The 20,340-nt window shown below is 68.5% G+C and carries 16 protein-coding genes, 2 tRNA genes and 2 pseudogenes; 8 read left to right on the top strand and 12 right to left on the bottom strand.

Annotated elements, in window-relative coordinates; genetic code table 11:
• Nucleotides 1-8: 8 nt before the first annotated feature.
• The 6 genes from ACH5AF_RS18290 to ACH5AF_RS18265 are packed head-to-tail and all read left to right on the top strand — an operon-like array spanning nucleotide 9 to nucleotide 5,968.
• Entirely contained in the window at nucleotides 9-800 is a 792-nt protein-coding gene (locus tag ACH5AF_RS18290) for a class I SAM-dependent methyltransferase (protein WP_398902653.1), read from the top strand.
• Nucleotides 793-1,269: a GNAT family N-acetyltransferase gene (locus ACH5AF_RS18285; RefSeq protein WP_398902652.1), complete on the top strand. Its 477-nt coding sequence runs from the start codon at nucleotides 793-795 to the stop codon at nucleotides 1,267-1,269. The genes ACH5AF_RS18290 and ACH5AF_RS18285 overlap by 8 nt, the downstream gene beginning before the upstream one ends.
• A complete protein-coding gene (locus tag ACH5AF_RS18280; protein WP_398902651.1) occupies nucleotides 1,266-2,438 on the top strand; it encodes an acetyl-CoA carboxylase biotin carboxylase subunit family protein in 1,173 nt (390 codons plus the stop codon). The genes ACH5AF_RS18285 and ACH5AF_RS18280 overlap by 4 nt, the downstream gene beginning before the upstream one ends.
• A complete protein-coding gene (locus tag ACH5AF_RS18275; protein WP_398902650.1) occupies nucleotides 2,431-3,591 on the top strand; it encodes an acetyl-CoA carboxylase biotin carboxylase subunit family protein in 1,161 nt (386 codons plus the stop codon). The genes ACH5AF_RS18280 and ACH5AF_RS18275 overlap by 8 nt, the downstream gene beginning before the upstream one ends.
• 20 nt (nucleotides 3,592-3,611) lie before the next feature.
• Nucleotides 3,612-4,904 carry an MFS transporter gene (locus ACH5AF_RS18270; protein WP_398902649.1) on the top strand — a complete coding sequence of 431 codons (1,293 nt, stop codon included), beginning with the start codon at nucleotides 3,612-3,614 and terminating at the stop codon, nucleotides 4,902-4,904.
• The gene (locus ACH5AF_RS18265) at nucleotides 4,901-5,968 is read left to right on the top strand and encodes a hypothetical protein (protein WP_398902648.1); all 1,068 of its coding nucleotides are present in this window, start codon (nucleotides 4,901-4,903) and stop codon (nucleotides 5,966-5,968) included. The genes ACH5AF_RS18270 and ACH5AF_RS18265 overlap by 4 nt, the downstream gene beginning before the upstream one ends.
• Before the next feature lie 63 nt (nucleotides 5,969-6,031).
• On the opposite strand, the pseudogene ACH5AF_RS18260 reads toward ACH5AF_RS18265, so the two are convergent.
• The 3 genes and pseudogenes from ACH5AF_RS18260 to ACH5AF_RS18250 all read right to left on the bottom strand — a co-directional run.
• Nucleotides 6,032-6,160, bottom strand: a pseudogene (locus tag ACH5AF_RS18260) (hypothetical protein); the annotation flags it as partial.
• A 157-nt stretch (nucleotides 6,161-6,317) separates the two neighbouring features.
• Nucleotides 6,318-7,168, bottom strand: a pseudogene (locus ACH5AF_RS18255) (ATP-binding protein); the annotation flags it as partial.
• A gap of 170 nt (nucleotides 7,169-7,338) precedes the next feature.
• Nucleotides 7,339-7,411, bottom strand: a tRNA-Ala gene (locus tag ACH5AF_RS18250).
• Nucleotides 7,412-7,602: 191 nt separating this feature from the next.
• Between ACH5AF_RS18250 and ACH5AF_RS18245 the strand changes: the two genes are divergently transcribed.
• Entirely contained in the window at nucleotides 7,603-8,151 is a 549-nt protein-coding gene (locus ACH5AF_RS18245) for a helix-turn-helix domain-containing protein (protein ID WP_398902647.1), read from the top strand.
• 47 nt (nucleotides 8,152-8,198) lie between these two features.
• Nucleotides 8,199-9,542, top strand: coding sequence for a protein kinase (locus tag ACH5AF_RS18240; RefSeq protein ID WP_398902646.1), 1,344 nt, complete (start codon nucleotides 8,199-8,201; stop codon nucleotides 9,540-9,542).
• A gap of 31 nt (nucleotides 9,543-9,573) precedes the next feature.
• On the opposite strand, the gene ACH5AF_RS18235 is transcribed toward ACH5AF_RS18240, so the two are convergent.
• From ACH5AF_RS18235 to gnd, 9 genes are all read right to left on the bottom strand, one after another.
• Entirely contained in the window at nucleotides 9,574-11,046 is a 1,473-nt protein-coding gene (locus ACH5AF_RS18235; RefSeq protein ID WP_398902645.1) for a hypothetical protein, read from the bottom strand.
• 511 nt (nucleotides 11,047-11,557) lie between these two features.
• On the bottom strand, nucleotides 11,558-11,692 hold the full coding sequence (locus tag ACH5AF_RS18230) for a DLW-39 family protein (RefSeq protein WP_003958712.1): 135 nt from the start codon (nucleotides 11,690-11,692) through the stop codon (nucleotides 11,558-11,560).
• A gap of 177 nt (nucleotides 11,693-11,869) precedes the next feature.
• A tRNA-Ile gene (locus ACH5AF_RS18225) sits at nucleotides 11,870-11,943 on the bottom strand.
• Between the two features lie 82 nt (nucleotides 11,944-12,025).
• Nucleotides 12,026-12,580 carry a DUF3566 domain-containing protein gene (locus tag ACH5AF_RS18220; protein ID WP_398902644.1) on the bottom strand — a complete coding sequence of 185 codons (555 nt, stop codon included), beginning with the start codon at nucleotides 12,578-12,580 and terminating at the stop codon, nucleotides 12,026-12,028.
• Between the two features lie 87 nt (nucleotides 12,581-12,667).
• On the bottom strand, nucleotides 12,668-15,262 hold the full coding sequence (gene gyrA, locus ACH5AF_RS18215; protein WP_398902643.1) for a DNA gyrase subunit A: 2,595 nt from the start codon (nucleotides 15,260-15,262) through the stop codon (nucleotides 12,668-12,670).
• A 41-nt stretch (nucleotides 15,263-15,303) separates the two neighbouring features.
• Nucleotides 15,304-17,373, bottom strand: a complete 2,070-nt coding sequence (gene gyrB / locus ACH5AF_RS18210; RefSeq protein WP_398902642.1) for a DNA topoisomerase (ATP-hydrolyzing) subunit B — start codon at nucleotides 17,371-17,373, stop codon at nucleotides 15,304-15,306.
• A gap of 316 nt (nucleotides 17,374-17,689) precedes the next feature.
• Entirely contained in the window at nucleotides 17,690-18,232 is a 543-nt protein-coding gene (locus ACH5AF_RS18205; RefSeq protein ID WP_398902641.1) for a DUF721 domain-containing protein, read from the bottom strand.
• Nucleotides 18,229-19,368 carry a DNA replication/repair protein RecF gene (recF, locus tag ACH5AF_RS18200; protein ID WP_398902640.1) on the bottom strand — a complete coding sequence of 380 codons (1,140 nt, stop codon included), beginning with the start codon at nucleotides 19,366-19,368 and terminating at the stop codon, nucleotides 18,229-18,231. Before recF ends, ACH5AF_RS18205 begins: the two co-directional genes overlap by 4 nt.
• A 59-nt stretch (nucleotides 19,369-19,427) precedes the next feature.
• Entirely contained in the window at nucleotides 19,428-20,306 is an 879-nt protein-coding gene (gene gnd / locus ACH5AF_RS18195) for a phosphogluconate dehydrogenase (NAD(+)-dependent, decarboxylating) (RefSeq protein WP_398902639.1), read from the bottom strand.
• Nucleotides 20,307-20,340 lie beyond the last annotated feature (34 nt).

Raw genomic sequence — 20,340 nt, 5'->3', positions numbered from 1 at the left:
GAGCGGGCGTGGAAACCGGGAAGCAGAAGTTCGACACACTGTCCGAGGACTACGAGCGGTACCGCCCTCGCTATCCGGCAGAACTGGTGCGGGAGATCGCACGCCGGACACCGCAGCGGGCCGAGCGACACGTCATCGACGCGGGCGCGGGTACGGGCATCGTGCTGGAGGGGCTGATCCCGGTGCTGGGGCCGGCTTGCCGGTACGAGGCCGTCGATCTGTCGACCGACATGGTGGCCATGGGGAAGGAAAAGTTCCCCCAGGTCCGGTGGGCCGTCGGTGAGGCGGAGCCCTTCTTGGAGCAGGCCACTGACATCGACCTGATCGTCGCCGCCCAGTCCTTCCAGTGGATGGACCGGCCACGGTTCCTGCGCGCGGCCCAGCGGTGCCTGCGGCCCGGAGGCGCTGTCGCGATCATCCAGAACAACCGGAACTTCGCGGTGAGCGCGTTCCTCGACGCATACGAAAGCCTGCTGGAGGAACTCAGTCCCGGCTACAGCCGCCACTACCGCTCCTTCGACTTCGCTTGCGAACTACGCGAGGTCTTCTCCCCCTCGGACGGCGAGGTGGAGGTCACGACCGCCGACTGGGCGATGTCAATGGCGGCGAAGGACTTCATCGGTTTCGCGAAGTCGTCGACACAGGTCCAACGCGGCCTCGCCACCCACGGTGAGGTTCTCCTCGACCGCCTCGCCGCGCTCGTCGCCGCGCACGAGAAGGACGGCGAACTCGCCATCCCATACCACAGCGAACTCTTCACGGCGCAGACTCCGGCGGTCGGCGCTCCGGACCATGAGTGAGGCGACGAGCGGGGAATGCGCCAGGGACGTTTCCGTAGAAGCTGCCGCCGAGCAGGACGTTGCGGAGATTCTCACCGTCCTGAAGGGCGCGTTCGCGCCCTTCTCGGCGGAATTCCGCCCCACTGCCTTGCGGCAGACAGCCGAATCTGTGGGACGGGAGCTCTCGCGCTGGTTGATTGCACGTCACAACGGCCGGATACACGGCTGCGTGATGCAGTACCCGGAGGGGAGCCATTACACACTCTGCTTCCTGGCCGTCAGCCCCGACCACCGAAAGCTCGGACTCGGCTCGGCCCTGGTCGAGGCGGTGATCGAGCGGGCCGGTGCGGCCGGCTGCCGGGAAATCCACATCGCGCTGAGGCGCAGCCTCGCCCAGAACATCGCCTTCTTCGAAAGGCGCGGATTCCGGTTTCTGGCACCCTTCAATCCGCACACGCACGACCTGTACCGACTGACTCTGGGGGCATGACCATGGGCACCGTGATCGTCCTGGGGTACCGCAAGGGCATCGACGATGCCCTGAGGCGGAGAGGACTGGACACCTTCCACGTGGTGGAGAAGTACAAGGAGGCACTCCACGGGCGCGCCTTCCGACGCGTCGCCGACCTGGAGGACGCACAAGAGGTTCTGCGGGCGGTCATCGGTGCGGATGTCCCCGATGTGGTCGGCGTCGCCACTGGCCACGAGCAGGGTGTCTTCACCTCCGCCCTGCTCCGCACACACCTCGCACTGCCCGGTGACCGCGACTACGGCAGGGCACTGCGCTTCCGGGACAAGTTCCTGCAGAAGGCGGCCCTGCCCGGGGAGGTGGCCAGGGCGGACTGCGTATACGTGACGCCGGAGGCCTCCTACACCGCCCTGGTGAGCGACCTCGGAACTCCCTTCGTCGTCAAGCCGGCCAACGGCTTCGGTGCTGCCCGCACCACCGCTGTCCACTCGGCTCAGCAGTTCGCCCGCATCATGGACGACGCCCGGAACAGGTCAGATGTGGCGTGCGTGGCCGAGTCGTTCGTCCACGGCCAGGAGATCCACATCGACGGCGTGCGGTGGGGCGGCCAGGTGCTGTGGAGCTCGGTCGCCCAGTACCACGAGCCACCGATGAAGTGGAACGAAGGCAGCATCCTCGCCTCCCAGATCCTGTCCCCCGAACAGAATCCGGAGCTCGTGCCCAAGGCGCAGCGGTTGTCCGAAGAGGTACTGGCCGCCCTCGACGCGCCGAACTGCGTCTTTCACCTGGAGGCGTTCAGGGACGGCGAGAAACTGGTCTTCAGTGAGTGCGCCACCCGCATCTCCGGCGCCCATCTGCCCGAGATCGTCGAGCTGACCCACGGCGTCAACCTGTACGACGCGGTAGTGAGCCTCGCCCTCGGCGAGGACCCGTCGGCGACGCTGACTCCGAAGGATCCGGAGCGGTTCTTCGCTTACATCTATCTCCGGCGGTTCGAGGGAGCCGAGCTGGCCCAGGCCGACTTCGAGAAACGCTTCCCCTTCCACGAGATCAACTATCCCCACGACGGCACGGCCCGCACAGGGGCGTACGGCCGTGTCGGGCACGCCATCGTGTCCGCTCCCACCAATGCCGAGCTGCGTGAACTCATCACGGAGATCGTCATGTTCAACGAGCGCGGCCGTGACTGAGCCGCGTGCCCTCGTCCTGAACACCGGGAAGGCCCTGTTCGACGAGGCCCGTGCCAAGTTCACCGACGAGATCGAGTATGTGGATCTGCGCGTGGGTTCCCGTGCTGTGTCGCAGGCGGTACCGGCCTTCACCCACGACCGCGAGACGCTGGAGATCGTCGACGCCCTGATGGCACGGCTGCCCTTCCAGCATGTACTGGCGACCTCCGAGAGCAACCTCGCCTTCGCGGCCTTCCTGCGCAGCCGGTACGGGCTGGAGGGAATGGGCTTCGACGAGGCACTGGTGGCCACCAACAAGTGGCGGATGAAGCGTCGTCTCCAACACTTCTTTCCCACAGCGTGCTTCTGGCTCTCCGGCGACTTCGCGGCAGGGGTGGGAAGTCGCACGTACCCGCCGTCCGTCGTGATGAAGCCGCTCTCCGGATCCTCCAGCCGGGGAGTGCGGAAGCTGCCCACCGAGGAGGCACTGTCACTGGCGGCAGCGGGCGACGAACTGCTGCTCGTCGAGGAAGCCATTGACGTGGACGGCGAACTGCACTGCGACGGGGTCATGCGCGACGGGCGGCTCCTCGCGGCCATACCGTCGGCCTACGACCGTCCTGTACTCAGCGCCGTAGGAACCACCAGGGCCAGCATCCATCTGCCGCCGACCGACCCCCGCGGACCGGTCGCTGTGGCAGCTGCGCAGCGCATCACTGCGGCACTCGGCATCCGTGACTTCGTGTTCCACCTTGAACTGCTCCAGTCCAAGGGGAGGTTGCTGTTCGGGGAGATCGGCCTGCGGCCTGCGGGTGGTGGGGTGGCCGAGTCACTAAGGCATTTCTACGGCGTCGATCTCTGGGAGGAGTACGTGCGGCTGCAGCTGGCCAAGCCGTCCGGTCTCAGCCGTCCGCTCCGGCATGCCTTGCCGGGCTACCGCGGAGTAATCGGCATCGCGGCGCCTGAACCCGGCAGCGGACGCTGCGTTCCACCGGACAGCGACCTGCTCGCCGTCCCCGGCGTCGTCAAGGTCTCCCCGGGGATGCACCCAGCTGCTCCGCACGCAAGGACCGACGGATCCTGCGCCTTCTCCCAGCTCGCCTTCTTCACGTGTTCCGGCGAACAGGACGTGCACGACACCGTCGCCCACCTGGACGAGATCACGTACACCTGACCGACGACAGGTTTCCTTCCATGCCGCAGTCCAAGCTCTCCGGCCCTCCGCCGCAATCGGCGGCACGGCTGCTCTTCACCCTGTTCTTCGCGCTGTCCTCATTCGCGGAGGGCGGCCAGGCCGTCGTCCTGCTCTGGCTCACCTACGCGCTGACGAACAATGCCTTCCTCATCGGCGTGATGGTCGTGCTCGGCTATCTGCCCGCGGCGCTGCTGGGTCTGCTGTTCAAGAGGTTCGCCGACCGGGGCAGGGCGGACCTGATGGCTCGCAGCACCAACACGGTGCTGTCCGTGGTGTCTCTCGTCCTTGCGGTGCAGCAGATGTCCTCCGGACGCAACACGGCGTTGTCGATCACCGTCATCGCGCTGAGCCAGGTGGTCCTGTCCATCGCGAAGATGTTCAACAAGGCAGCGCTGAACCGACTGATCAGGGCCTCTTTCGATGGCGGCACAGCCAAGCGCTTCCTGGCGATGTCCCAGTCGGCCTCGCTGATCGGCCAGGTCCTGGGCGCGGGACTGGCCGGGGTGGCTCTCGCTCAGGGCTGGGCCACCACCGGCCTGTTCTGCGCGGCAGCCGCGTACGCCGCGAGCGCGGGCTCCCTGACCCTGGGAACCCGGGGATACGCGGACCGCGTACGGCGTGAGGCACGGGACGAGTCCGTCACGACGACTGCGCAGCCCACCCCGATCCGCTGGCACTACGGACTGGTCGCCGTCCTCGTCTTCTCGGTGCCGGGCAGCGGCGCGCTCCAGTACATGAACACCCTGCTCGTCCCCTTGGCCAGTGGCGTTGCCCCGCACCAGCCCTCGTACTACGCCTTGTTGAACATCGTGACGATCTGCGGCGGCTTCCTCGCCGGCATCCTGCTGTCGACGAACGTGGTCTCGTCGCACCGAGTCCTGGTGTGGGGCTTGCCGTCGACGACCGTATTGGCGGCCACCATGGCGGTGTTCGACACCAGACTCGTGGTCGCCGTGGTCGGCTTCGCACTCTCCCTGGTCATCACCTGCCATGTGATCTGCATGCAGGTCCTGACCAACCAGATTCCTCAGGAGCACGAGGTCGGCCGGTTCGCGGTTGTACGCAATGTCGTGGCCTCGCTGGCCAAAGCGGTGTACGCGTTCGCTGCCGGAACACTGGTCGGGCTGTACGGCGTCACCACGGCCTCGGTCGTTCTCGCAGGCTCGACAGCGTTCTTCGCACTGGTCTGGATGGTGACGCGGCCACGACAGCACCTGTCCATGCCCGGCCGGACCGAGTCCGGGACACATCGAATCCAGCACGAAGGAAAAGAAGGAAGAGCGGTGACGTGATGGTGTTCGACGGGATACGGGCCCGTCAGGGTTTCACGGACTGGTTGCGCGCGGCACGTGACCCGCTGGTGACGGACGGTCCCGATGACCTGGGCTGCCGAAGGGAGCAGGCCCTGAGTCTGCTGGGCCTGGACGACGACGGGCTGGGCGCTTTCGAGAAGGCACAACGTGTCGTGGTGAGTCTGCCGCACGCCAGCCCCAACATCTTCTTCCCTCGGGTCGGGGTCTCCTGGTATGTACGCCACCTCCAGGGGGCCGACGAGTCCGCCTTCCACCTTCGCGTCGTACTGACCCATGTCAACTTCTCGGATCTGGGCTGGCGCCCGTACGCCTGGTGGTTCCTCGACGAGGACGCGAAGCTGACTCGGGAAACCCTGTTCACCAGGAACAAGAAGTCCAAGCATGTCGTCGTCGCCAGTCGTGGCCCGATGCGGACCGTGCCGGAACGGGCCGTGCTCGCTGATCGTGACGCGGCGGAGCTGGCCCGGCACGGAGCCGATCGCGCGGCCTCCTACATGCTGCTGATGGCCGCTGTCGAGCGTTCGGCGGGCCTCGGGGTGAAAGGCAGAACGCTGTACGTACCGCTGGATCTGGTGGTGGCGTACTTCCGGGAGTCGTACCTGCGCTCCAGTCAGGGATCGGAGGAAGGCGTCGAGGCACGGTGGCTGAAGGCGCTGCTCGACGCGCGGGTCGGCGCCCGGAGGTTGGCCGGCACGGGCCGGCTGGAGCACACCGAGTCAGTGTCGGAGGCATTCGTGTTCGACAACTCGTCCAATATCGCGCTGCTTTCGCTCCTCTCGTGCAGCGAGGTAGTGGGGGGAGCGAAGATGGCGGGGTACTGGGACGAGATCGGCGAACGCATTGCCGAAGCCAACCGAACAAGCCGAGCCCAGATCGCCGGCCCCAGGCTGGCACGGCTGCCTGACGTCACCCCGTACGAGCGGCTGATCCCCCCTTCTCCACAGTTGGCCCGAGCCCTGGAGAAGGCGGGAATCCCCTACTCGCAGGGAATGGCGGCCTCGGAACACGGGTGCTTTGCCGAGGACCTGGACCCTTTCGCGTAACCACGTTCGCGACCCACGTCTTTCTGTGAAGGCCATCGCCGCCAGGGCCGGCTCCGCCTCGTTGCCGCGACCGAGCTTGCCGCCTGTGCGCTTCACGTACGTGTCCGCGGTATGGAGGCTGATGCCCAGGCGGCGCGCCGTCCGGGCATGGGTGAAGCCGTCCGCGAGCAGGCATGGCACTTGGTGTTCCCGGTCCGAGAGCTGAGCCTCGTCCTACGGCTGCGGAATTGTCCCGTGGCTGGAGTGCGGACTCACTCGCTGCTGCCTGTACGGCTGCGGTGAGAGCCCCCGGGACATCTTCTCCGACAGACACGGTCGGCCGCCCTGCCTCTCGCGGCACTGCTTGGTGTCACTTGCCGTAGAGGGTGAGCAGGTCGACCAGGAGGAGGTCGTCTCGGCGGGCGCCCAGTTCCATCAAGTCGGGGGTGGAAGCGGTGCAGGCAGTACAGGGCCAGGGTGGTGCCATCCTTGAAGTAAAGGCCGAGGATCTTGGAGTTGAAGGTCGGGCAGCCTGTTGCCGCACCTGCTCGGTGAAACCCTGCTCCACGGCGGCGGCCAGCGGCGGCGTGATCAGCTGGATGGAACGCATCACAGGGTCCGCGAGCGTGATGACCGGATAGCGGGCGCAGGATGTCATGCTCGCATCGGATGGACCCGGTGGATTCCAGGACGCCGAGGCGCGGGCTACGGCGTTACGCGGGCGCTCCAGGGCCGACACCGGTCTTGGTCGGGATGGTAGCGCCCCTGGGCGACAGCGGTGAGGATGTCGTAGTGCAGGGTGTGCTGCCTGATCAGCGGATCCTCGCGCAGCAGGTACTCGGTCTCGGTACGGTCTCGGTACGGGAGTACACCGCCCGGCCGGGTCGAGCAGAGTCCGGGTGAGCCACGCGTCGAAGCCGCCATCAGGGTGCGGGCGGGCCCGCAGCCGACCGGTAACCGGGAGCGCCGCCGATAACCGCATGCACTCTGAGCACGGTCAGCGGATCGGTGATCTGCCAGAAGTCGCGGCTGGCCCGGTAGTCGATGGCGCCCAGGCGCAGGTCGCCACGGCCCGGCCGCGCAACGGCTTCGTCCCCGACAGCAGCTCGTGCATGGCGCTCTCATCGCGGGGCCGCACAGGATCAGCCGGGGTCCCGGTCCCACGCCTGTCCTCGTGGTGCGCCGACGCTCGTCATGGTGTCGCTGGAGCAGGCCCGGGACCGCAGACCGACTCGACACGTAAAACCGTGCGGCGGCGAGCCAACCGACCCACGGGGAGCCTCGAAATCGAGGGCCTCCCCCACGCCCGGCGGGCACCGACGTGCTCACCGATGCGCACAAAAAATGCCCTCCGAACTTGCGTTTCCGCAGGTCAGAGGGCATTTACCCGGTGGAGCCTAGGGGAGTCGAACCCCTGACATCTGCCATGCAAAGACAGCGCTCTACCAACTGAGCTAAGGCCCCGGGAAGGGTGACCGCGACCGAACAGACACGCTCCTCGGTCACCGCCGGGCACCAGAGTACCGGGTCACCCCCGTGATTCCACAAAAGGATTGGGACTGCCGATGGGACTCCCGGTCGACGACCACGCTCCGTAGGATGCACCACTAGGTTCGCAGCAGCGAAGCCGCTTGGGGAAGCGATGGGGAGACGCAATGGACACAGCGCAGCAGGAGACGACCGCAAGAGCCCGGGAACTGCAGCGCAGCTGGTACGGGGAGCCGCTGGGTGCACTGTTCCGCAGGCTCATCGACGACCTCGGGCTGAACCAGGCGAGGCTCGCGGGTGTGCTGGGTCTGTCGGCTCCGATGCTGTCCCAGCTGATGAGCGGCCAGCGCGCCAAGATCGGTAATCCCGCTGTCGTCCAGCGCGTCCAGGCACTGCAGGAGCTGGCGAGCCAGGTGGCCGACGGCAGCGTGAGCGCCGTGGAGGCCACGGACCGGATGGAGGAGATCAAGAAGTCGCAGGGCGGCTCCGTCCTCACCGGCACCAGCCAGTCCGCCGGTACGTCCGGAGGGCCGACCGTGCGCCGTGTCGTGCGGGAGATCCAGTCGCTGCTGCGCTCGGTGTCGGCAGCCGGCGACATCATCGATGCGGCGGACTCCCTCGCCCCCACCCACCCCGAACTGGCAGAGTTCCTCCGGGTGTACGGCGCGGGCCGCACCGCCGACGCGGTCGCCCACTACGAGTCGCACCAGAGCTGAACGAGGCGGACGCCCGCCGCAAGGGAACCAGGAGCTGGCGCAGCACAATGGGTGAGGTCTTCGCTGGTCGGTACGAACTGATCGATCCGATCGGACGCGGCGGTGTCGGCGCGGTCTGGCGCGCCTGGGACCACCGGCGCCGCCGCTATGTGGCGGCGAAGGTGCTGCAGCAGAGCGATGCCCACACCCTGCTGCGCTTCGTGCGTGAGCAGGCGCTGCGCATCGATCACCCGCATGTCCTCGCCCCGGCCAGCTGGGCCGCGGACGACGACAAGGTCCTTTTCACGATGGACGTGGTGAGCGGCGGATCGCTGGCGCATGTCATCGGCGACTACGGGCCGCTGCCGCCGCGCTTCGTGTGCACCCTGCTCGATCAGCTGCTGTCCGGACTGGCCGCGGTGCACGCGGAGGGGGTCGTGCACCGCGACATCAAGCCGGCCAACATCCTGATGGAGGCCACCGGGACCGGCCGCCCACACCTGCGGGTCTCCGACTTCGGCATCTCCATGCGCAAGGGCGAGCCACGTCTGACCGAGACCAATTATGTGGTGGGGACGCCCGGTTACTTCGCGCCCGAGCAGATGATGGGCGCGGAGCCGGACTTCACCGCCGACCTGTTCGCGGTCGGTCTTGTCGGGCTGTATCTCCTGCAGGGCAGGAAGCCGGACTCCCAGGCGCTGATCGAGCACTTCGCCGCCTATGGCACCCCTAGCGCTCCGCAGGGCATTCCGGAGCCGCTGTGGCAGGTGCTCGCCGGCCTGCTGCAGCCGGATCCGCAGGCCCGTTTCCGCACGGCCACGGGCGCGCGGAAGGCGCTCACCGCGGCCGTGGAGATGCTCCCTGAGACTGGGGCCGACGAGGAGCCGGTCGAGATCTTCGACCAACTCGGGCCGCTGCCCGCGGGATTCGGCCCTACGGGTCCTGAGCCGGTCCGGGAGCCGCCCGCCGCCCCCGCTCCACAGCCCGCCCCGGCCTCTGCGACGGGCAGCTTCCACCTGGCCCCGCCCCCGCAGCAGACCTCCGCTCGGCTGCCGCACACGGCGCAGCCCGCCACTCCGCCTGCGATGCCCGTGCAGCCGGAGTCCACGCCGAGCCCGGCGACCGCTGCCGCGCCCGCTCCCGTACCGGCGCATCCCGCCACGCCGCATCAGGCGCCGGCGGATCAGCCTCCCCAGGCCGTCACCGCCCCGGTGCAGTACGAGCAGCCTGCCACCCGCGCCTACACCGCCCAGCGGTCGCAGGCTCCCGGTCACGGCGCGCAGGTTGTCGGGATCCCGCACTCCGCCGCCGCCCAGAAGCGGCCGGGACCGCCCCCGAAGGTCGCGGTCCCGGTGCTGATCCTCGCGCTGCTGTGCTTCGCCGTGGGCATCTGGGCGCTGACCCAGACCTGAGCCCGCGCCGCCGGTGCACTGGATCCGGCGTCTACCTGCCGGGCGGCGGGCCGTACTGCCCGTACCCGTAACCCTGGCCCGGCTGCCCCTGCGGGGGCTGCCCCTGCGCGGGCGGGTAGCCGTACCCGGGCGCCGGCCCGTACGCCGCCGCCGCCCCGTCCTGTACCTGCTGCGCCGCCTGGACGTGTCCCTGTGCCTGTGCCGGGACCACGGCTGGGCCCGCGCCGCCCCGCCGCCGTGCGAGCAGCGTCCATGCGCCGAGCCCCAGCACCAGGACGGTCCCCGCGCCGATGCCCGCCGCGGCGACCAGCGCCATCGTGTCGCTCTGCGCCGCGGCGTCGGCGTTCTTGCCGCTGTCGGCCGCGGCCCTGTCGTCGTCGGTGACCTGGAAGTCGCCCGCCGGACCACTGTAGGAGGGCGCCGGATCGGCCTGCCCGGTCACGTTCACCCGCAACGTCAGCGGCAGCGGCTTCTTGCCGAACGCCTCTGCCATCTCCGGGCTCAGCGTGACCGAGAGGTAGTACCAGCCGGCGAACCGCATCGCGGCCGAGGTGTCGTCGGAGTCGTAGCGGTTCTCGTAGGCGACCGGCGGCAGCGGGTCCAGGGCCAGGGACTTCTGCTTGCCGTCGTAGTAGACGCTGGAGGACTCGTCCACGAACCCGCGCGCCGGGTTGTGCAGGGCCACCGCCATGGCGTTGCTGACACTCCCCAGCCCGTCGCCCGAAGGGCTGTTGCCGAGATCGGCGCTGACGAACAGCTGCTGCCCCCAGTCGACCGGCACCCGGTAGAAGAGCGTCCGGCCGGGCGCGATCTCGTCCCGCCACTCGCCCTGTTCGAGACTGGTCGCGTCGTGGAAGCTCGTACCTCCCGCACGCTTTCGGGGGCCGCCGTCCGGCACAGCGGGCGAGGCGGACGGCCACTCCTCCGGCACGGCCGTGGGCCCGGCCTTCTCCAGCCCCGGCTCGGAGACGAAACGGATCTCCACCTCCCACGGCTCGGGCGTCGAGGTCGCCGCGCTCGTACGCTCCAGAAGGACGTAGTACGCGCCTGCCTCCTGGCAGCTGCTCTTGTCCTTCTCGATCCGCCGGCTCGCGTAGTCGGCGACCGGACGGGCGTACGTCGCCGATCCGAACCTGGCCTCGCCGTCGCCGCACTCGGTGCCCGACCGGTCCTCGATGCTGACCTCGAGCTTGTCGGAGTAGTCGACCTTGGTCACCAGCTTGGGGACGGCCACCGCCGAGACGTACGCGTCGGACGTGGCGTCGAGGTCGATCCGGTAGTAGCGCTTCTCGCCCGGCTCGATGGCGTCCTTGTACGTTGAACCGGCCGTCAGCTCGGAGCCGTTGCTGTTGACGGGCGTGCCCTGGACGGGCTTCGCCTCGTCGTCGAACGTGTACGGGTGGGGCTCGCCCGCCGCCCATGCCTGCCCCGGCAGCGCCGCCACGGCACACATCACCGCCATCGCGGCCAGCGTCACCCGGCCCCTGCCGCGCTGCCTCTTCACGCGTTTCTCCCTGTGGTAGATGAGTCCGACGAGCCCGTGCCCCGGCGTCGCCGCCCGGCCGGCCGGTCCGGTGGGCGCCGCGGTCCTGCGCCGCAGCAGGACGCATGCCACCGCCGCGATCAGGACGGCGCCGCCGCCTGCCGCCGCGGCGATCGCGGCGCCGGACCATCCTGCCCCGCCGGCGGCCGCGCTGTCTGCGCGCCCGGGTGAATCACCCCTCTTGTCCCCCTGTTCGCCCGCACCGCCCGCCGACACGGGGCGTCGTGCTGCGGCCCGGCCAGCCGGTCACCCGCCGCGCGGCAGTGCTGTCGTGTTGTCACGGTCTTCCTCCACCCCACCCGTGAGTTTGCTCTCGCAAGACAATGATTTGCTGAGGTGAACTCAAGGGGATCGCGTCATGGTGTCCGGCAACAGCCCCGCAGTCGCCCGTTCCCCCCGCGAGGCGGCCCTGGACAGCACGAAGCCCCGGCCGCTTCCGCGACCGGGGCTCATGATCCAAAGACGCTGTGTCTCACACACCCGAACCTGCGGGCACGGAGTCGGTCGCCTCCGTCCACAGATCCTGCTCGGCGCGATCCGCCTGGATCTGGCGGTACACGAGGAGCCCGCCGATGGCGGCCAGTGCGACCAGGAGAAGCTTCTTCACCGCGCGACCTCGTCTTTCCTTGACGTATGAGGACCTCTGGCGCCCGACTATACACACCGACCGATACCGATCGGTGACCTACATGCGTCCTCCGGAAACCGGTCCCCGCCTCAACTGCGGGCCGTACACAAGCGATCGGCCCGGACGGAGAAACTCCGTCCGGGCCGATCATCACTGTGGGGCTAACAGGATTTGAACCTGTGGCCTCATCCTTATCAGGGATGCGCTCTAACCAACTGAGCTATAGCCCCTCCGCGCTGCGCGCTGACCTCTGAAGATTAGCGCACACGCGGGGCAGCGCCAAAATCGGAATCCGCGGACCCCGCTGCGGCGCTACTCGTCCTCGGCGAGCGTGAGCTCGACACCGCCCACAAAACCGGCGGAGAGGTTGTAGATGAAGGCCCCGAGGGTGGCCAGCGCTGTGGCGAGCACCACATCGATCACCGCGATGATCGAGGTGAAGATCAGCACGCGCGGCAGCGACAGGAACGACTGGAGATCGAAGCCGTTGCTCTCGTTCGAGCCGGTTGCCTCGCTGATCGTCCCGCCGACCGTCGAGAAGACGCCCATGGCGTCCATGACCATCCACAGCACCGCGGAGGCGACCACGGTGCAGATGCCCAGCGCGATGGAGAGCAGGAAGCTGACCTTCATCACCGACCACGGATCGGCCTTCGCCACCCGCAGCCGCGCCTTGCGCGTGCGCGGCGTCGTGCGGGCACCGGTCTTCGGCCGGCGCACCGCCGACGCGGGCTGCGGCCCGCCGTGCGTGCCGCCCGGCGAGGGATACGCCTGCGGCGGGTGGTACGGCTGGCCGGCCTGCTGCTGAGCAGGCTGCTCGCCGCCAAACATCTCGTATGGGGGCTGAGGCCCCCGGGTGTCCGTCACTGTGGCCCCCTGGGAGTCCGCGGCGGGGCCACGGGCACCATTCGCTCCAGAAGCGGACGCTCCGGCACCCGTGGCTCCACTCACGCTCTACTCCTCGTGCTCCCCTGCCGAGGACGGAGTGCCCTCGACTGCCGACTCGGCCGACGCTTCGTCGCCCGCTTCGGTCCCGTCGACCTCTTCGGCCTCGCGACCTGCCTCGGCGTTACGAGCGATGCCCACCACGGCATCGCGCTTGCCCAGGTTGATCAGTTGGACGCCCATGGTGTCACGGCCCGTCTCCCTGACTTCGTTGACTCGCGTACGAATCACACCGCCGCCGAGCGTGATGGCGAGGATCTCGTCGGTCTCCTCGACCACCAGCGCGCCCACGAGCGATCCGCGGTCCTCCACGATCTTGGCGGCCTTGATACCGAGGCCGCCGCGGCCCTGGACGCGGTACTCGTCGACGGGGGTCCGCTTCGCGTACCCGCCGTCGGTTGCGGTGAACACGAACGTACCGGGCCGGACGACATTCATCGAGAGCAGTTCGTCGCCCTCGCGGAAACTCATGCCCTTCACGCCGGAGGTCGCGCGCCCCATCGGGCGGAGCGCCTCGTCCGTGGCGGTGAACCGGATCGACTGCGCCTTCTTGCTGATGAGCAGCAGATCGTCCTCGGCGGACACCAGCTCCGCGCCGATCAGTTCGTCGTCGGCGCCGCTCTCGGTCTCCCGCAGGTTGATCGCGATGACACCGCCCGAGCGCGGGGAGTCGTAGTCCTTCAGCGACGTCTTCTTCACCAGACCGGCCTTGGTGGCGAGCACCAGGTAGGGCGCGGCCTCGTAGTCGCGGATCGCCAGGATCTCGGCGATCTGCTCGTCCGGCTGGAAGGCCAGCAGGTTGGCGACGTGCTGACCGCGCGCGTCCCGGCCGGCGTCCGGCAGCTCGTAGGCCTTGGCCCGGTAGACCCGGCCCTTGTTGGTGAAGAAGAGCAGCCAGTGGTGCGTGGTGGAGACGAAGAAGTGGTCGACGATGTCGTCTTCCTTCAGCTTCGTGCCGCGCACGCCCTTGCCACCGCGCTTCTGCGAGCGGTAGTCGTCGGTCTTCGTACGCTTCACATAGCCGCCACGCGTGATGGTGACGACGATGTCCTCCTCGGCGATCAGGTCCTCCATGGACATGTCGCCGTCGAAGGGCACCAGCTTGGATCGGCGGTCGTCGCCGAACTTCTCGACGAGCGCGGCCAGTTCCTCGCTGACGATCTGGCGCTGACGGGCCTCGGAGGCGAGGATCGCGTTGTACTCGTTGATCTTCGCCTGGAGTTCGTCGTGCTCGGCGACGATCTTCTGGCGCTCCAGGGCGGCGAGCCGGCGCAGCTGCATCTCGAGGATGGCGTTGGCCTGGATCTCGTCGATCTCCAGCAGGCCCATCAGGCCCTCGCGCGCGACCTCGACGGTGTCGCTGCGCCGGATCAGCGCGATGACCTCGTCGATCGCGTCCAGCGCCTTGAGCAGACCGCGCAGGATGTGCGCCCGCTCCTCCGCCTTGCGCAGGCGGAACTTCGTGCGACGGACGATGACCTCGATCTGGTGCGTCACCCAGTGGCGGATGAACGCGTCCAGCGAGAGCGTGCGCGGCACGCCGTCGACGAGCGCCAGCATGTTGGCGCCGAAGTTCGTCTGGAGGTCGGTGTGCTTGTAGAGGTTGTTGAGGACGACCTTGGCGACCGCTTCGCGCTTGAGCACGATGACCAGGCGCTGACCGGTGCGGGACGAGGTCTCGTCCCGCACGTCGGCGATGCCGCCGATCTTGCCGTCCTTGACGAGGTCGGCGATCTTCTGGGCCAGGTTGTCCGGGTTGACCTGGTACGGAAGCTCCGTGACCACCAGGCACTGGCGGTTCTGGATCTCCTCGACCTCGACGACCGCACGCATCGTGATGGAGCCGCGTCCGGTGCGGTACGCCTCCTCGATGCCCTTGCGGCCGACGACGAGGGCGCCGGTCGGGAAGTCGGGGCCCTTGATGCGCTCGATCAGCGCGTCGAGGAGCTCCTCGTGGGTGGCCTCGGGGTGCTCCAGCGCCCACTGGGCACCGGACGCGACCTCGCGCAGGTTGTGCGGCGGGATGTTGGTCGCCATACCGACCGCGATGCCCGCCGAGCCGTTGACCAGCAGGTTCGGGAAGCGCGCCGGCAGGACCGTCGGCTCCTGGTTGCGGCCGTCGTAGTTGTCCGTGAAGTCGACGGTCTCCTCGTCGATGTCCCGGAGCATCTCCATGGACAGCGGCGCCATCTTGCACTCGGTGTAGCGCATGGCGGCGGCCGGGTCGTTGCCCGGGGAGCCGAAGTTTCCGTTGGAGTCCACCAGCGGCATACGCATCGACCACGGCTGGGCCAGGCGGACCAGGGCGTCGTAGATGGACGAGTCGCCGTGCGGGTGGTACGTGCCCATGACGTCACCGACGACGCGGGCGCACTTGTAGAAGCCCTTCTCGGGCCGGTACCCGCCGTCGTACATCGCGTAGAGCACGCGGCGGTGGACGGGCTTGAGGCCGTCCCGCACGTCGGGCAGGGCACGCGACACGATGACGGACATCGCGTAGTCGAGGTACGACCGCTGCATCTCGGTCTCGAGCCCGACGGGCTCGACACGCAGGGCCACGGGCTCTTCTTCTTCGGTCGTGACGGGGGTGTTCTCGTCGGCCATTGCTGGTCTTCAGTCCTTTCGTGCGGTCAGCTGAGACCGACTCAGATGTCGAGGAAACGGACGTCCTTGGCGTTGCGCTGGATGAACGAGCGCCGTGCCTCCACGTCTTCGCCCATCAGCACCGAGAACAGGTCGTCCGCCTGCGCCGCGTCGTCCAGCGTGACCTGGCCGAGCACCCGGTGGTCCTGGTCCATGGTGGTGATGCGCAGCTCCTCGGCGTTCATCTCGCCGAGACCCTTGAAGCGCTGGATCGAGTCTTCCCTGATCCGCTTGCCGTTCTGCTTGCCGAGCTCGGTGAGCGCGTCGCGCTCGCGGTCCGAGTACGCGTACTCGAAGTCGTCCCGGCCCCACTTGATCTTGTAGAGCGGCGGACGGGACAGGTACACGTGCCCGGCCTCGACCAGCGGCCGCATGAAGCGGAACAGGAACGTCAGCAGCAGCGTGTTGATGTGCTGGCCGTCGACGTCGGCGTCCGCCATCAGGATGATCTTGTGATAGCGGAGCTTCTCGATGTCGAAGTCCTCGTGCACACCGGTGCCGAAGGCTGAGATCAGCGCCTGGACCTCGGTGTTCTGAAGGATCTTGTCGATCCGCGCCTTCTCGACGTTCAGGATCTTGCCTCGGATCGGCAGGATCGCCTGGTACATCGGGTTGCGGCCGGACTTGGCCGAGCCGCCTGCGGAGTCACCCTCGACGATGAAGATCTCGCACTGGGTGGGGTCGTTCGACTGGCAGTCGCTGAGCTTGCCCGGCAGCGACGCCGACTCCAGCAGGCCCTTGCGGCGCGTCAGATCGCGCGCCTTGCGGGCCGCGACCCGGGCGGTGGCCGCCTGGATCGACTTGCGGATGATGTCCGTGGCCTCGTTGGGGTTGCGGTCGAACCAGTCGTTCAGGTGCTCGTGCACGACCTTCTGCACGAAGGTCTTCGCCTCCGTGTTGCCCAGCTTGGTCTTGGTCTGGCCCTCGAACTGCGGCTCGCCCAGCTTCACGGAGATGATCGCCGTCAGACCCTCGCGGATGTCCTCGCCCGTGAGGTTGTCGTCCTTCTCGCGCAGCAGCTTCTTGTCGCGCGCGTACCGGTTGACGAGACCCGTCAGCGCAGCGCGGAAGCCCTCCTCGTGCGTACCACCCTCATGCGTGTGGATGGTGTTCGCGAACGAGTACACACCCTCGGTGTACTGCGAGTTCCACTGCATCGCGATCTCGACCGAGATCATCCGCTCCTTGTCCTCGGCCTCGACGGCGATGACGGTGGGGTGGACGAGCTCGCCCTTGCGGGAGTTGAGGTACTTCACGAAGTCGACGATGCCGCCCTCGTAGTAGTACTTCACGGTCCGGGCCGGGTGCTCCTCCACCGCCGCCGCGTCCGGGTCGTCCGCGCCGACGGTCGCCTTCGCGGACTCGCGCTCGTCCGTCAGCGTCAGGGTCAGGCCCTTGTTGAGGAAGGCCATCTCCTGGAAGCGGCGCGAGAGCGTCTCGAAGGAGTACTCGGTGGTCTCGAAGACGTCCGGATCGGCCCAGAAGGTGACCGCGGTGCCGGAGTCGGACACTTCTTCGTGCTTGGCCAGCGGGGCCGTGGGGACGCCCGACTTGTACTCCTGCGTCCAGCGGTAGCCGTCCGTCCTGATCTCGACGGCGAGCTTGTAGGACAGCGCGTTCACCACGGAGACACCCACGCCGTGCAGACCGCCGGAGACGGCATAGCCGCCGCCGCCGAACTTGCCGCCCGCGTGCAGCACGGTGAGCACGACCTCGACGGCCGGCTTCTTCTCGACGGGGTGGATGCCCACCGGGATGCCACGGCCGTTGTCGACGACGCGTACGCCGCCGTCGGCGAGGATCGTGACGTCGATGCTGTCGGCGTGGCCGGCCATGGCCTCGTCGACGGAGTTGTCGACGACCTCTTGGACGAGGTGGTGGAGTCCACGCTCACCGGTCGAGCCGATGTACATGCCGGGGCGCTTGCGGACCGCGTCCAGACCCTCGAGGACGGTGATCGCGCTGGCGTCGTACGAGGCGGTGACCTCGCCGTTCCCACCGGCAGCAGTGGACGGAAGGTTCTCGTTGGGGTTGCCGGAATCGGCCACGAAGCGCCCTTTCTGGCACAGCACAAGCCGCTCTCCGTCACTGCGGGACCGGCTGCGTCGTTCGGTATCTAATCGACGAGTCCCGCGAGAGACGCGGGATTGTCCACCAGTCTACCGGTACCTGCGACACGAATGGGGGTTTGCCGGTAGCTGAGTCCGCATGTGCCGCCCTCAACCTCCTCCCGCCGACTCCCCATATGCGGGAAGGGGCTCCAAGAGGCTCACGCGGGCTTTGAGAGCTTCGGGCTGTCAACCTCCGGCTACCGTGAGGGATGCCTCAGCCGTACCGCCCGGTTTCCTGCGTCGCACAGCCCGGTTTCCTGCGTCGCACAGCCCGGCCTCAGCCGTACGTGTCCCCCGGGCCGGTGCTCCCCGGCGCCCGCAGTGGGCCGAATCTGCGCGCGGGTCCGCCGGGGCCCAGCACCTTGATCATGCGGACCGTGCCGTGCCCCAGGTCCTCGTTCAGCCGCGCCACCAGCCGCGGAGCCAGCAGCCGCAGCTGGGTCGCCCATGCCGTCGAGTCGCACTGGACCGTCAGCACGCGCTGGTCGGGGTCCTCGTCGTAGCGCAGCGGTACGCAGTGCTTGGCCAGGTCCTCGCCGACGATCTGCGGCCAGCGGCCCATCACACCACCCACCGCGGCCGGCGTCTCCCAACCGCGTTCGGTGATCAGGCGGTTGATCGCCGCGCCCAGCGGCAGCGGGTCGCGGCCGTCCGCCCGTGCACCCGAGCGCAGCCCGCCGCCGCGCCTGGCCTGCTTCTTCTGCTGCGCGGCCGCGCCTTTGGCCTTCGCCTGCTCCTTGGCCGCGCGCAGCGCGACCCGGGCCAGGTCCACGCCCGAGGACTCGGGGACCTTGGGGACCGGGGTCTCGTCCTCACTCATACGCGCTCCACCGCCCCGTCGGCCACCACGTACCGGGCGCCGGCCAGCACGCCCGGGACGTCGTCGTCGACGGCGGCTGTCACCAGCACCTGCTCGCCGGGGGCCACCAGCTCCGCGAGGCGCTCCCGGCGGCGTGCGTCCAGCTCGGCGAACACGTCGTCGAGCACGAGCACCGGCTCGTTGCCCTCGGCACGCAGCAGGTCGTACGACGCCAGCCGCAGCGCCAGCGCGTACGACCAGGACTCGCCGTGGCTGGCGTACCCCTTCGCCGGCAGCTGCCCCAGCTTGAGCAACAGGTCGTCACGGTGGGGCCCGACCAGGGTCACGCCCCGCTCGATCTCCTGCTTGCGGGCCTCGGCCAGCGCGGCGATCAGCTGCTCGTACAGCTCCTCACGGCTCGCCTGGCCGGCGGGCTCCGCACCGGCGGAAGCGGAGGAGGAACGGTACTCCAGGGCGATCGGGCCGCCGCCGGGGGCAAGCGCCTCGTACGCCTTGTCCGCGAGGGGTTGCAGGGCGGCGATCAGGTCGAGCCGCCTGGCCAGCACCTCGGCGCCGGCCCGCGCCAGGTGCTGGTCCCATATGTCCAGCGTGGACATGTCCATCGAACGCCCGCCGTGCCGTCGCGCCATCGCGGCCGACTTCAGCAGGGTGTTGCGCTGCCTGAGCACCCGGTCGTAGTCCGAGCGCACCCCCGCCATGCGGGGCGAGCGCGCTGTGACCAGCTCGTCGAGGAAGCGGCGGCGCTCACCGGGGTCGCCCTTGACCAGGGCCAGGTCCTCGGGTGCGAACAGCACCGTGCGTACGATCCCGAGCACGTCGCGGGGTCTGACCTGCGAGGATCTGTTGATGCGGGCCCTGTTCGCCTTCCCCGGATTGAGCTCGAGCTCGACCAGCTGGGAGCGCTCGCCCTGGGTGACCGCGGCCCGGATCACCGCTCGGTCTGCCCCCATCCGCACCAGCGGCGCGTCCGAGGACACCCGGTGGCTGGACAGGGTCGCCAGATAGCCGACGGCCTCGACGAGATTGGTCTTCCCCTGCCCGTTCGCCCCCACGAAAGCGGTGACGCCAGGATCGAGAGGGACCTCGACCCGGGCGTACGAGCGGAAGTCGGCCAGCGACAGATGCGTGACGTGCATGGTGTGGCGCCGACCTTCCCCCGGCGTGGCTGCGCACCGCCTGGTGCACAGCCTGTGGATTACTTCTTGCTCTCCACCGCGTGGCCGCCGAACTGGTTGCGCAGCGCGGCGATCATCTTCATCTGCGGGGAGTCGTCCTGGCGGGACGCGAACCGCGCGAACAGCGACGCGGTGATCGCCGGCAGCGGCACGGCGTTGTCGATCGCGGCCTCGACGGTCCACCGGCCCTCGCCGGAGTCCTGCGCGAAGCCGCGCAGCTTCTCGAGGTGCTCGTCCTCGTCCAGGGCGTTGACCGCGAGGTCGAGCAGCCAGGAACGGATGACCGTGCCCTCCTGCCAGGAGCGGAAGACCTCGCGCACGTCGGTGACGGAGTCCACCTTCTCCAGCAGCTCCCAGCCCTCGGCGTAGGCCTGCATCATGGCGTACTCGATGCCGTTGTGGACCATCTTGGCGAAGTGGCCGGCACCGACCTTGCCGGCATGGACGGAGCCGAACTCGCCCTCGGGCTTGAGCGCGTCGAAGACCGGCTGGACCTTGGCCACGTGCTCGGCGTCGCCGCCGTACATCAGCGCATAACCGTTCTCCAGGCCCCAGACACCGCCGGAGACACCGCAGTCGACGAAGCCGATGCCCTTGATGCCCAGCTCGACGGCGTGCTTCTCGTCGTCGGTCCAACGGGAGTTCCCGCCGTCGACGACGATGTCACCGGGGGAGAGCAGCTCCGCCAGCTCGTCGATCGTGGACTGGGTCGCGGCACCGGCCGGGACCATGACCCAGACGACGCGCGGGCCCTTGAGCTTGCCCACAAGCTCCTCAAGGCTGTGGACATCTGCCAGATCCGGGTTGCGGTCGTAGCCGATGACGGTGTGGCCTGCGCGGCGGATGCGCTCGCGCATGTTGCCGCCCATCTTGCCGAGGCCGACGAGACCGAGCTCCATCAGAGATTCCTCAATCGTTGAGTGCCGTTTCCTA

This window comes from Streptomyces sp. NPDC018833 (assembly GCF_044390825.1).
In the GTDB taxonomy this organism is placed as follows: Bacteria; Actinomycetota; Actinomycetes; order Streptomycetales; family Streptomycetaceae; genus Streptomyces.
Note: the sequence above shows the minus strand (reverse complement) of the source record. Positions and strands in the feature narration are given on the sequence as shown.

Bases quoted from the DNA above. Each gene is read 5' to 3' on its own strand.
- ACH5AF_RS18285 (WP_398902652.1), top strand. From the start codon at position 793: ATGAGTGAGGCGACGAGCGGGGAATGCGCCAGGGACGTTTCCGTAGAA.
- ACH5AF_RS18280 (WP_398902651.1), top strand. From the start codon at position 1,266: ATGACCATGGGCACCGTGATCGTCCTGGGGTACCGCAAGGGCATCGAC.
- ACH5AF_RS18270 (WP_398902649.1), top strand. From the start codon at position 3,612: ATGCCGCAGTCCAAGCTCTCCGGCCCTCCGCCGCAATCGGCGGCACGG.
- ACH5AF_RS18245 (WP_398902647.1), top strand. From the start codon at position 7,603: ATGGACACAGCGCAGCAGGAGACGACCGCAAGAGCCCGGGAACTGCAG.
- ACH5AF_RS18240 (WP_398902646.1), top strand. From the start codon at position 8,199: ATGGGTGAGGTCTTCGCTGGTCGGTACGAACTGATCGATCCGATCGGA.
- gyrA (WP_398902643.1), bottom strand. From the start codon at position 15,262: ATGGCCGACGAGAACACCCCCGTCACGACCGAAGAAGAAGAGCCCGTG.
- ACH5AF_RS18205 (WP_398902641.1), bottom strand. From the start codon at position 18,232: ATGAGTGAGGACGAGACCCCGGTCCCCAAGGTCCCCGAGTCCTCGGGC.
- recF (WP_398902640.1), bottom strand. From the start codon at position 19,368: ATGCACGTCACGCATCTGTCGCTGGCCGACTTCCGCTCGTACGCCCGG.
- gnd (WP_398902639.1), bottom strand. From the start codon at position 20,306: ATGGAGCTCGGTCTCGTCGGCCTCGGCAAGATGGGCGGCAACATGCGC.